Raw genomic sequence first — 11739 nt, 5'->3', positions numbered from 1 at the left:
CAGCAGCGGGATTTTCCGATCCCGTAAATCTGACACGCCGCGGATGGCAGGGCGCAGGAAGGCAGAGGAAAAGGGACAGCTCAGGCATGGTGGATGACACACCCGGCAAGCAGGACCTTCACTCCCTTTACCCCGATCCCCATGACCGCCCTCTCATGGGGAAGCCCGAACCGGGCAAGAACCTCCATACGCGGCTCTATATCTGCGAGTTCTGGGCGACCTGCCTGCTCATGATTGGTGGAATCTGCTCCAACGTTGCCATAGGCTCACCGCATAGCCCGGTCGCCAGAGCGCTGGCTGACTGGCCCAATCTGCTCAGTGCCCTCGAAGGGCTCGTTTTTGGTCTGAGCTCCACGCTGGCGGCCCTTTCGCCTTTTGGGCGTGTCAGCGGTGCTCATCTGAGCCCGTCGATCAGCCTGGCATTCTGTCTGGGCCAGCGTCTGGCCCTGACCGATATGGTGTTTTACATGCTCGCTCAGATTTCGGGTGCGGTCATGGGAACGGGGCTGGTTGCGGCGAGTGGCCTGATCTGGCCAGTCTGGGGGCTCTGGTGCCAGTCGTCACGCTTTGCAGCGACCGTGCCGTCTCCCTTTGTGCCGCCATGGTGGGCCTTTGTAGGCGAGATCAATACAACGGCGATACTTGTTGCTGTCGTCCTGCTCTGCGGTGCGCGGCCCGCCTTGAGGCGGTTTGCTGCGTGGGCGGCAGGTCCGGTGTTTTTCGTGCTCAATCCCTTCGAGGCCTGGCTTTCGGGCGATAGTACGAATCTCGCCCGGAGCGTCGGACCGGCGCTGATATCGGGATCATGGGAGCATTTCTGGGTTTATCTGCTCGGTCCCTTCGCTGGAGCCAGTATCATGATCGTCCTGATACGGGCTGAAGCATTTGGCAGGGTTCATCTGCACGAAGCGCGTCTGGCCTATTTCGGTCATGGAGGGCGCGCGCCGTTTTTCCTGTCGAGATGGTTCAGGCATAAGGGCCGCACTTCCGGCGAGGCGAGATAGTTACTTCGAAGCAATGAATGGTTGCATTGCGTCACCGCTCCACGCGTCTTAACGTTATCTTACCGAAACAGACGGAGGCGTTATCATGTTAGATAAGAGCGCGTTGTTGCACCGCCTGCATGATCATGATCCACTCACTCTAGTTCTTGTGGGGCTTGTCTGCTTCGTCTGGGTGTTTCTGCCGACGCTTGTTGCAGGGCTGCGCCGTCATCCGTCTTTCCGGATGATCGCGCTGATCAATCTGGTGTTTTTCTGGGAGTTCTGGATCTGGATGCCGCTCATGGCATGGGCCTTTATGGATCGGCCCGGCGATGCGATGGTGGCCCGTTTCGAGCGCCTGCGCGGTACGTTAAAGAATATTCTGCCCGGACGAGGCAGATAGCCATCGACCCATACGGGCCATGAGATGGCGCCGGCTGCGCCACCTCTGCTGTGATATCGACGGATCAGTCCTGACGGGGGTGACGGATGATCATGGCCTGCGTGGTGGGCAGTTCAATGACATGCTCCGGCTTGTCTGCCAGAAATTCGGCAAAAGCCTGCGCCACGCCGTCGATGATGGAATAGTCATGCGTGAGAATGATGCCGCCGGGGATCATGCGCGGGTAGAAATAGGTCAGCCCTGCCAGTGTCGCTTCGTAGAGGTCAACATCGAGATGGACAAAGCTGTAGCGTTCATCGCCAAGCGAGGCAGCGGAGTCCGGAAAGAAGCCGGGGTGAAAGGCGACGTTCTCATACCCTGCGAGCTTGCGTCTGACGGAGTCGAGCGTGCCGCAGAACTCACCCTTGGCAAAGACCTTGCCCTCTTTAGCGCAGGGTGCAGGCAGACCCTCGAAGGTGTCGAACAGGTGAAGCCTGCGGTGATTTTTGACCATGCAGAGCAGCTCGGCCGAGGCACCACGATAGACACCGAATTCGGCCATATCGCCTTCATAGACGGCCTGCGCCTGAGCTAGCTCATGAAGCACGAAGGCCTCGTCACTGCTGAGGAGTGAATCCGTGCCTGCACGCGCCTTGTCGAGACGACGCAGTGTCACCGGATGCTTGTGCCCACCGAGCAGCTTCATCTGCATCATGCTGTGCACACCGAATGTCAGAAACCGGACGAACCGGTTCCGGCTGACGAGGCGACGCATGGCTTCATTGCGCATCCACATGATGCTGTCCCTTATTGTTGGTTCTATTCGACGGTGATGGGCCGCTCGAGAAGGTGGCGACGTGCCTGAGCGAGGTCGATTTCCCCTGCCAGAAAGGCCGAGACGGTTTCGGTAATGGGCATGGCAATGCCGAGCGCCTTTGCCCTTGCAGCCAGGGCGGGCGCCGTGGCAACGCCTTCAGCAACCGTGCTGCGTGTGCCAAGGATTTCGGCCAAGCTTGTGCCGCGCCCCAACTCGAGACCAAGGCTGTAATTGCGTGAACCTGCCCCCGTACAGGTGAGAATCAGGTCACCCAGACCGCTGAGGCCCGCTATCGTCGCAGGACGCCCTCCCATCGCCGCGGCGAGGCGACCGATCTCGACAATGGCGCGTGTGATCAGCGCCGCACGTGCATTCTCACCAAGCCCTGCGCCAATGGCGATCCCGGCGCCGATGGCGACGACATTCTTTGCAGCGCCGGCAATCTGCACCCCAATCGGATCATCGCTGGCATAGAGACGGAAATGCGGCGAGGAGAGCAGGCCGACATAGTGATGGGCTTCATCAAGCGACGCCGCTGCGATGGTGGCTGCTGCCGGTGCACCCATCGCAACTTCGATCGCGAAATTCGGGCCTGACAGAACGGCGTGAGGCCGATCGGGCTGGGTCTCGCGCAGAATGTCGAGCGGGAGATCTCCCGTGCCCAGTTCGAGCCCCTTGCAGCAGGCAATGAGCGGTGAGGTACCCTTGAGGCGCGGCGCAATTGACCTGAGCGTCTGCATGGGCACCACCAGCAGTGTCAGATCGGCGTGATCGGGGAGGTCGGATGTCACGCCAACCGCATCGGGCAGGACGGCAGCAGGCAGGCGGGGCAGTGTTCGCGTGCCGGGTGCCACAGAGGAGCGCGACCAGAGTGTCACGCGCGCGCCGGCACGGGCGCTGGCGCAGGCCAGGGCGATGCCCCAGGCCCCGGCACCGATAACGGCGATATGAGGGGAGGCGGCTGTCATTCTTCCACGATCCGGGTCACTTCCGCGTAGCCTTCACCGTCCGGTGAAAGGACGGGCGCAATGGAGTTGAGAAACACTCTGGCCTGATCCTCGAAACGATAGGGTGGGGCGATGATAGTCAGTCCACAGCCATTGAGCCGGGCAGGATCGGTGGGCTGTCGCAGATAGAGGCTGCAATCGACGATATCACGCATACCCATATCGCGCAGCGTATCATGAAAACGGCGCACCGGGGCGCGATGCTTGATGGGATACCAGGCGGCGACAATGCCCATGGGGAAAGCACGCCTTGCATTGCGCATGGCGGTAGCAAGAGTATCGAACTCGTCCGTTTTCTCAAAAGGCGGGTCCATCAGGACGAGGCCGCGCTTGAGGTCACGCGGCGGCAGAAAGGCCTTGAGCGCGCCATAACCATCGCGCTCATGCACCGCAACCTGCGGTTGATCGCGGAAGTTGCGCTTGAGTATGCGGGCGTCGTCAGGGTGGAGTTCGCAACAGATGAGCCGGTCCTGAGGGCGCAGCACCGAGGCGACCAATGCGGGTGAGCCGGGATAGCGGTTTGCCGGACCATCGGGCGCATTGAAGCTGCGCACGATCGAGAGGTAATCAGTCAGTTCCTCGGGCACGGTTTCCGGCAGGGCCGGGGCGTCATGGAAAGCGCCGATGCCCTCGCGCCATTCTCCGGTTTTCTGCGCTTCGGTTGCGTCAAGATCATAGAGCCCGCAGCCCGAATGGGTGTCGAGCACGCAAAAACCCGCTGGCTTGCGCAGCAGATGGCGAAGGATAACGAGCAGGAGCCCGTGTTTCATCATGTCAGCGAAGTTGCCTGCGTGATAGGCGTGGCGGTAGTTCAACGGGCGTCTTTCCTGAATTGCGTGTCGTGTGCTGAAGCGCTTGATGGGCCGAGCAGACCCAGCAGCGCCTCTTGCTCCGGTCGTGCGGCAATAGCGATATCGGCGAATGACGATGGCCTCAGCGCGTCGCCAATCTGCTCCGACAGGGCAAGCGCCCGCACCGTTGCGAGAAGCGCGCTGTCTGGCCCTAACGCCGAGAGAAAGGCACGGGCCGTTGCAGCTGAGTAAAAAAGGACAGCGGCGATACGCTGCTGGGTGAGCAACGTCCGGGTGGCGTCATCCAGCGTGCCGGTGGGAGCGGTATGGTAGACTACCCGTCTCGTGACGCGCCAGCCCTGGTTACGCAGGTCACGCGCCAGCATGCCCCCAAGGCCGCGTCCTGTCGCGAGAAGAAGAGAGGGGTCTGACCGGGGGCGACCGAGATGCTGCAACAGGGAGCGGGCATCGCCATCGGCATGATCGACATGACTGAAGCCGCAGGCACGCGCGCGCTCGGCAGTGCGTGCGCCGACGGCCGTCAGCGGCGTTTGCAGTGGAAGCACATCACGCAGGGAGTCGAGGCTTTGCCCGCTGGTAACGATGACACGGCCGACAGGGGATAGTGGACGCAAGGGCACAGGCATGATGCGCAGCATGGGGGCCAGATGAGGCTCCCAGCCCCGCGCCTCCAACGCACGGCGCGTATCGCTCAATCCCGGTTCCGGGCGTGTGACAAGAACCGTCCGGCGCGGCGTCTCAGCCATGATCCTCAAAGATATCGACAGGGGAATCGGCACGGAGCGACAGGCCGAGTTCGCGCCCCAGACGCAGGGCCTCGGTCGGCTCGCCGCAGATCTCGCGTTGCAGGAAGAAGGACCCATCCTCGCGGGCCACCAGACCTGTCAGGACAAGCTCGCGATCTCCGAAATGACCGCGCCCGCCCGGCTGGGCCTTGGGGCGCAGCCTTGCATAGCCACCTATCGGCGTGCGGCACGAACCATCGAGCACATCGAGCAGCGCGCGTTCTGCTGTCGCAACAGCGCGTGCCTCCGGGTCTTCTATGGCCGCCAGCAGGTCGAGCAGTTCACGGTCTTCCGCACGGACTGTCACGCCAACGATACCCTGACCGGCCGCCGGAATCATGAAATCGGTGTCGAGAATGATATCGGCCCGGTCTTCCATGCCCAGACGGCGTAGCCCGGCCAGAGCAAGGAGGGTCGCGTCGCAAGCGCCGCCCGCAAGCTTGTCGAGGCGTGTCTGCACATTGCCGCGTATCAGCCCAAACCGCAGATCGGGACGCCGATGCAGCAGCTGGGCCTGACGACGCACAGAGGCGCAGCCGATCCTGGCGCCAAAGGGCAGGGCATCGAGCGGGGAGTGGCCCGCTGCGACCAGCGCCTTTGCCTTGTCGCGCAGCGCCGGGCTCAGGATCAGCACATCGCGTGCGTCTTCACGCTTGAGCGTGCAGGCCAGTGTCAGCCCGGCAGGCAGAACCGTTTCGAGATCCTTGAGGCTATGAACGGCGAAGTCGATCTGCCGCGCCAGCAGGGATTCGTGGATTTCCTTGGCAAACAGCCCTTTGCCGCCAATTTCCGACAGCAGGCGGGACTGGACCTGATCGCCTGTCGTATTGATCGGATGTTCCTGAAACGCGCCCATGTCACGCAGCAGCGGACAAAAACGGGTGAGTCGCGTCAGGAAAGCTCTTGTCTGCACAAGCGCCAGCGGCGAGCCGCGCGTGCCCACACGGAGCGGCAGGGAGTGCCTTGAGGTCGGCGGATGGGGCGAGGCCTGTCGGCGCATGGCTTCAGCAGCAACCTGCTGCAATTGCAGGCTCTGGGTCATGAGCGCTTCGGGCATCGTCATCTGTTTCATGGCTGATCTTGCTACTCCACCGCGTGATCCATGAAAAGAGACGGCTCGCTTATGACGTTCCATCGCGTTATCAGGGGGCATGGCATGTTTTTCACTCCAGGCCCCGGTTCTGGCCATCGAATCAAGCTGTGACGAGACAGCCTGCGCAATTCTCTCTCCCGAAGGGCAGGTGCTAGCCGAAACCGTGCATACGCAGGCGGGCCATGCGGCGTTGGGTGGGGTTGTGCCCGAGATTGCAGCACGTGCGCACCTGTCCCTGTTGCCTGATATCGTCCGGCAAACACTTGAGAAATCGGGCCTTGCGTTGCACGAGATGGGGGCTTTTGCGGCCTGCACCGGGCCGGGTCTGATCGGTGGGCTTGTTGTAGGCAGCAACTATGCGAAAGGGCTGGCACTGGCGATGGACCGGCCTTTCATCGCAGTGAATCATATCGAGGCACATGCCCTGACAGCGCGACTGCCGGGGCTGGTCGCGACCGATATTAAATTTCCGTATCTTTTGCTTCTGGTGTCGGGTGGGCACTGCCAATGCGTCGCCCTGCATGGTGTGGGGCACTACGTAAAGCTTGGCGGGACGATTGATGACGCGGCAGGTGAAGCCTTTGACAAGGTGGCCAAGCTTCTGGGGCTGGGCTGGCCGGGTGGTCCGGCCCTCGAAAAGCTTGCGGCTGAGGGCAATGCAGGAAGCATCAGTCTGCCGCGTCCATTGATGGGCAGGCCAGGATGCGATTTCTCCTTCTCAGGACTGAAGACGGCAGTTGCCCGACAGATCGAGCCCTATGGCATGGCGGCCCTGCCACGGCAGGTTGCAGCGGATATCGCAGCCAGTTTTCAGCAATGCGTTTGCGATGTGATGGCAGACAGGGCGCGCCACGCCCTTCAGGCGTTGCCAGAGGCCAGGTCCCTTGTCGTGGCCGGCGGGGTTGCTGCCAATACGACGATCCGGGCCGCGCTGGAGCAGGTTGCGCAGGAGGCGCATATTCCGTTCGTGGCACCACCGCTGCGTCTGTGCACGGATAATGCCGTCATGGTGGGCTGGGCGGCTATCGAGACGATCCGCGCCCACGAACAGGCAGGTGTGATGCTTGAGGACGGCATTATAGCCGCACCACGCCCCCGCTGGCCACTGGGCGACATTCTGCCTGCCGGGAAACGATCCGGGACATAAGCCCTACTTCGATAGTATTGAGGCACTACGCCAACGCTGGGACGTGTGATGACCGAGAACTGATTGGCCTGTATGTGCCATCCGTGTTTGGCTGGTTTCAGTTACAGCAGGGAAGGTGCATGCGATGAGCAAAGAAGACGATGCCTGGTTCAACATTGATGAACAGGCGAATGCGCTTGAGCGTCAGGCCGGTATCGCCGAGCCAGCCCAGACGGTTCGAAGCTTTCTATGGTCGATCGTTTTACCCACCATTGGCATGGGGATTTTTCTGATCGGTGCGCTCTGGGCCATCATTTCCTGGTTTCACCTGCTCGGTTGAGGCTATGCCGGGTGTAATGGTTGTGACGCAGGGGCCTGCGAGAGCGCAGATCGAGCAGAGCTCAGCGTTTAGAGAACCATTCGATCCGGTCTGACCCTTCCGGTTTCGCTGCGGGAGGGACGGAGGTGCCCGCGCAAGGCCTTCATGGGCGCGTCGGGTGACAGCTCTTTTTCGTGGCATTCCCCCTCTTGCATCCCGTTATGAAACCGGGCAAAGAAGCGGCTCTTGCCGCAGGGGTCATACCCTGATGAGCGCAGGAGAGGTGGCCGAGTGGTTGAAGGCAGCGGTCTTGAAAACCGCCGTGCGTGTAAGCGTACCGTGGGTTCGAATCCCACCCTCTCCGCCATTTTTCCTAAAAATTCCCGGTGATGATCGCGGTCTGTCCAGCAGCAGATCGTCGCGCACTATAGCGCGTCTATGGGGTGTTACCGCGCCATCGACAAAGAAAGAGGTGGCAATCTCTGACAGGCTTGACGTCAAGCAGCTTAAGCGCCGACGGCGATACCCATGATGTCAGGTATGTTTTTCGGCGCGTCAGCCGTTGCAGGCGCGTGAGGCGCGTGCGTACCGGGAGGGGTGGGCCCTCCCGGTGCTCATGATCAGGCGTTGCCTGCGGTCTCAGGGAACTGCTGGGCGCGCTTGGCCTGCCACAGTGCCACGAAATCGATTGGCTGCAGAACGATCGGCGGGAAGCCGCCATCGCGCGTCACGTCGCTGATGATGCTGCGGACATAGGGGAAAATCAGACGCGGCACTTCAACCAGCAGGATCGGTTCGATCAGCTCGGCGGGGGCGTCGGTCAGCGTGACGATGGCAGCATAGGTCAGCTCGGCGATGAACACCGTGCGGCCCGCTGCACCGCCTTCGGTTTCCGGCGATTCGGTCGCTTCGGCGCGGATGGCGAGTGCAACCTCGAAAACCGGCTGGGCTTCTTCGAGGCGATTGGCCTGCACGTCGATATTGACCGAGATCTGGGGTGCAGAGCGCAGCGTTGCGAAAATCGCTGCACCGGCCGGGACCTCGAAGGAAAGGTCCTTCGTGTATTGCAGATTGACCGACAGGGGCAGGGCGGGCGGGTTGCCCTGGTCGTTGGCCGGGTTCTGGACGGTATCGGACATAAAGCCTCGCATTGCTCGCATGGGCGGTTGTGAACATGCAGCCCATGAGAGCTGCATTGCGTACCTCTAGGCGGTAGCATGATCGATGACTCACGCCAACAGCCTAAGGTTCCGGCGCAAATGTGACCATATTTCGGGTTGGGAGGCATTGGCAGGGAGTTGTGCCACCGCACGACCCGCTCTACCTAGTCAGGATGCCCTTCGAGAAAAAAATAGCGGGAAGCTGAAGTCCTGATGTCCGTCCTTTCGCATATCCCCTACGACATCGTCATTTTTGCCTTGCTGACAGCCCTTCTGGTCTGGCGGCTGCGTGCTGTGCTCGGTCGTCGCGTCGATGTTGGCGGATCATCCGTGACAGCCGCGCCTGTGCCTGCCCGCCCGCAGCCTGCGGCGGCCGCACCGGCGCCCGTGGAAGAACCCAGCGCAAAGTTCGATATTCCCCAGCCCGCAACGCGGGTCGGACAGGTTCTGGCCGAGATTGCGGCAGCACAGCCCGGGTTCAAACCGGAAATCTTCCTGCAAAATGCGCAGAAGGCTTTCCGCGATGTCGTGACGGCCTTCGCGACGGGTGATCGCGAAAAACTGCGTCTTTATCTGACGCCTGAAGCTTTTGCCGGGTTTGATGCAGCCATCACGGCCCGAGAGGAGGCGCAGCAGCAGCAGCGCACCGAGATTGTCGGGATCAACTCGCTTGCCATTGTCGATGCCGTACTGACGCGCTTTGAAGGCGGCGATAAGGCGCGTATCGACGTGCAGATCGTTTCACGCCAGATCAGTATTCTCAACGATGTCGGTGGGCAGCCGCTGATCGGGACGGAATCTGTTACCGAGTTTTCCGATCTGTGGGAATTCGAGAGTGAAACAGGCCCAAACCAGCCAGTCGCATCCTGGCATCTGGCGGCCGCGCGCGCAGCCTGATATCTGCTGAGCCTCTCCGTTGTCGGAACGCGTATCATGCTTCCGGCTGGCCCATGAATGTGCACTCTGCAGACCCGCATCGCCCGGTTGATGGTCTCATCGGGCTGGGGGTCCCGCAGGGCGTATAACGAAATCGGTTTGCCATGAAGACAATTACCCGCCTCTCATTCGGGCTCAGCCTTGCCCTCCTGGCCTCCTGCGCCACGCCGGAGCGGGAGGAGACCCGCCTCGATCTGACCCCGGTCACCTATGCCATGCTCGATGGCTGGTCAGCAGAAACGCCTGAGTCGCTCCTGCCGGAGTTGCGCACCGAGTGCCAGCGCATCACCAGGCTGCCACCGGAAACTCACCTTGGCGGTGCGCAGGGCACGATCCCCAATGGCAGCCTTGCCGGGGACTGGAGCGGCGCCTGCACTGCGCTTCAATCGGTCGGGAGTGAGCCAGGCGAAGCGCGGCGCTATTTCGAGACATGGTTCGCACCCTATCTGGTCGCAAGCGATGGTCTGATCACCGGTTATTACGAGCCGCAGATCTATGCTTCAGCCCAGAAGGGCGGTGAATTCCAGACACCGCTCTACGGGCAGCCTGCCGACCTCGTTCGTACCAAGGACACGGCGGGTGACTGGGTGACAGGACGATGGGAGAACGACAAGTTCGTTCCCTATTACAGCCGCGCCGAAATCGACCGCGGTGCGCTTGAGGGGCGTAGTCTGGAAATTGCCTGGCTGCGCTCGCCCGAGGACCTGTTTTTTCTGCAGATCCAGGGGGCAGGTCGTCTGGTCATGACCGATGGCTCCGTGCGTCGCGTCGGCTTTGCAGCCAAGAATGGCGAGCCTTACGTGCCAATCGGGCGTGTGCTGGTGAGCCAGGGTGAGATGGCGGCGCAGGATGTGTCGCTGGCGACGCTGCGGGCCTGGCTTGCTGCGCATCCCGATCGCGCCCAGAGTATCATGGAGCAAAACCCCAACTACGTGTTCTTCCGGCGTATCGATACGGTGCCGCTCGATCGTGGTGCCCCCGGCTCGATGGGGATACCCCTTACACCCGGTCGTTCCGTTGCGGTTGATCGCAATGTGCTACCGCTGGGCGTGCCGCTCTGGATCGACACGCATCTGCCGCAGGCAAACGGGGCAGAGGGGCACTGGACGCATCTTGTTTTCGCGCAGGATGTCGGCAGCGACATCAAGGGTGTCGGGCGAGCGGATTTGTTTACCGGCTGGGGCACCGAGGCCGAGGCGCTGGCTGGAAAACTGCGCAGTCATGGCCGGATGGTCGTGCTGCTGCCGCATCCTCCCGCCTGATGAAGCATGACAAGGTCAGGGCGCGTCGGGAGGCGATTGGCCCCCACGCCCTGATACGTGGCGATGCGCTCAATGTCATGCGCCGTATGCCAGAGGCATCGGTCGATATTGTCGTGACCTCGCCACCCTATAATATCGGTCTTGCCTACCGCACCTATAATGATCGTCTGGACGAGCAGGATTATATCGGCTGGATGCAGATCATCTGCGCCCAGATTGCCCGCGTGCTTAAACCGGGCGGCTCGTTCTTTCTGAATATTGCCGGCTCATCGGCGCAGCCCTGGCTCCCATTCGAGCTGATCACGCAGCTACGCGATATTTTCGTGCTGCAGAACCATATCGTCTGGATCAAGTCTGTCTCGATTGAGGAAAAGACCTATGGTCATTTCAAGCCGGTCAATTCCACACGCTTTATCAACCATAATCACGAGCATGTCTTTCACCTGACGCATCAGGGGGATGTGCCGCTTCAGCGACTTGCTGCCGGTGTTCCTTTCACTGACAAGTCGAACATCAACCGCCGGCGTCATGCGGTCGATCGTCGCTGTCGGGGGAACACCTGGTTCATCCCGTATGAGACCGTGCGTCATCGCAAGGAGAAATTCCTCCACCCTGCAACCTTCCCTGTGGCGCTGCCGACGGCGTGCATGACCCTGCATGGCTATGACGAGCGCACGGTTCTGCTGGATCCTTTCATGGGGACAGGAACAAGTCTGGTGGCCGCGCATGAGCTCGGGGCCAGCGGGATCGGGATTGATATCGACACCCGCTATGTTTCTGTTGCACGGCGTCGACTGCGCGAGGCTCTTGGTGAGACGGATGACGAAGCTACCTGATGGGAGATCCTGCAACCATCCCCCATCCCCTGATGTGCGGCAGGACGACCGTGATTGACTGCTGTAGTCTCTGAAGCCGAAGCTGCTGTATCAGGCATGTAGCGCGTGCGCAAAAATGACATATCGTTAAAATAGATTAATATTATCGGTGATACCTATCAAGGTCATCGGTAACAATACTTTGACAGGCGCAACCTGTTTGGACATGGTGCCCCAATCTG

The 11739-nt window shown here is 61.1% G+C and carries 13 protein-coding genes and 1 tRNA gene; 8 read left to right on the top strand and 6 right to left on the bottom strand.

The window, feature by feature from the left end; translation table 11 throughout:
* Positions 1-86 precede the first annotated feature (86 nt).
* Positions 87-1004 (top strand): MIP/aquaporin family protein, encoded by a 918-nt coding sequence (locus ED655_RS10880; RefSeq protein WP_122050168.1) that lies wholly within the window; start codon positions 87-89, stop codon positions 1002-1004.
* An 85-nt stretch (positions 1005-1089) separates the two neighbouring features.
* The gene (locus tag ED655_RS10875) at positions 1090-1386 is read left to right on the top strand and encodes a superinfection immunity protein (protein WP_122050167.1); all 297 of its coding nucleotides are present in this window, start codon (positions 1090-1092) and stop codon (positions 1384-1386) included.
* Between the two features lie 64 nt (positions 1387-1450).
* On the opposite strand, the gene ED655_RS10870 is transcribed toward ED655_RS10875, so the two are convergent.
* The 5 genes from ED655_RS10870 to hemC are packed head-to-tail and all read right to left on the bottom strand — an operon-like array spanning position 1451 to position 5849.
* Complete coding sequence (locus tag ED655_RS10870) at positions 1451-2161, bottom strand: TylF/MycF/NovP-related O-methyltransferase (RefSeq protein ID WP_122050166.1); 711 nt, start codon at positions 2159-2161, stop codon at positions 1451-1453.
* 23 nt (positions 2162-2184) lie between these two features.
* Positions 2185-3150 (bottom strand): NAD(P)H-dependent glycerol-3-phosphate dehydrogenase, encoded by a 966-nt coding sequence (locus ED655_RS10865; RefSeq protein ID WP_122050165.1) that lies wholly within the window; start codon positions 3148-3150, stop codon positions 2185-2187.
* Positions 3147-4004, bottom strand: coding sequence for a 23S rRNA (adenine(2030)-N(6))-methyltransferase RlmJ (locus tag ED655_RS10860; RefSeq protein WP_122050164.1), 858 nt, complete (start codon positions 4002-4004; stop codon positions 3147-3149). Before ED655_RS10860 ends, ED655_RS10865 begins: the two co-directional genes overlap by 4 nt.
* Complete coding sequence (locus tag ED655_RS10855; RefSeq protein ID WP_162993488.1) at positions 4001-4747, bottom strand: uroporphyrinogen-III synthase; 747 nt, start codon at positions 4745-4747, stop codon at positions 4001-4003. Before ED655_RS10855 ends, ED655_RS10860 begins: the two co-directional genes overlap by 4 nt.
* Complete coding sequence (gene hemC, locus ED655_RS10850) at positions 4740-5849, bottom strand: hydroxymethylbilane synthase (RefSeq protein WP_122050323.1); 1110 nt, start codon at positions 5847-5849, stop codon at positions 4740-4742. The genes ED655_RS10855 and hemC overlap by 8 nt, the downstream gene beginning before the upstream one ends.
* 88 nt (positions 5850-5937) lie before the next feature.
* Between hemC and tsaD the strand changes: the two genes are divergently transcribed.
* The 3 genes from tsaD (at position 5938) to ED655_RS10835 (ending at position 7691) form a co-directional block, all read left to right on the top strand.
* Positions 5938-7026 (top strand): tRNA (adenosine(37)-N6)-threonylcarbamoyltransferase complex transferase subunit TsaD, encoded by a 1089-nt coding sequence (tsaD, locus tag ED655_RS10845; protein WP_122050163.1) that lies wholly within the window; start codon positions 5938-5940, stop codon positions 7024-7026.
* 124 nt (positions 7027-7150) lie between these two features.
* Positions 7151-7345, top strand: a complete 195-nt coding sequence (locus tag ED655_RS10840; RefSeq protein WP_122050162.1) for a hypothetical protein — start codon at positions 7151-7153, stop codon at positions 7343-7345.
* 256 nt (positions 7346-7601) lie between these two features.
* Positions 7602-7691 (top strand) — tRNA-Ser (locus tag ED655_RS10835).
* Positions 7692-7944: 253 nt separating this feature from the next.
* Here the strand turns inward: ED655_RS10835 and secB are convergent.
* Positions 7945-8463, bottom strand: a complete 519-nt coding sequence (gene secB / locus ED655_RS10830; protein WP_023978446.1) for a protein-export chaperone SecB — start codon at positions 8461-8463, stop codon at positions 7945-7947.
* Positions 8464-8697: 234 nt separating this feature from the next.
* Here secB and ED655_RS10825 point away from each other — a divergent pair, with 234 nt between their 5' ends.
* The 3 genes from ED655_RS10825 to ED655_RS10815 all read left to right on the top strand — a co-directional run bounded on the left by ED655_RS10825 (position 8698) and on the right by ED655_RS10815 (position 11518).
* On the top strand, positions 8698-9381 hold the full coding sequence (locus tag ED655_RS10825) for a Tim44/TimA family putative adaptor protein (protein ID WP_062164848.1): 684 nt from the start codon (positions 8698-8700) through the stop codon (positions 9379-9381).
* A gap of 143 nt (positions 9382-9524) precedes the next feature.
* Positions 9525-10682, top strand: a complete 1158-nt coding sequence (gene mltA, locus ED655_RS10820) for a murein transglycosylase A (RefSeq protein ID WP_122050160.1) — start codon at positions 9525-9527, stop codon at positions 10680-10682.
* Positions 10682-11518 (top strand): DNA-methyltransferase, encoded by an 837-nt coding sequence (locus tag ED655_RS10815; protein WP_122050159.1) that lies wholly within the window; start codon positions 10682-10684, stop codon positions 11516-11518. Before mltA ends, ED655_RS10815 begins: the two co-directional genes overlap by 1 nt.
* Positions 11519-11739: the final 221 nt, after the last annotated feature.

Source organism: Asaia bogorensis, from assembly GCF_900465345.1.
Classification (GTDB): domain Bacteria; phylum Pseudomonadota; class Alphaproteobacteria; order Acetobacterales; family Acetobacteraceae; genus Asaia; species Asaia bogorensis_A.
The sequence above is the reverse complement of the archived record's forward strand: the minus strand, read 5'-3'. Positions and strand labels throughout refer to the sequence as shown.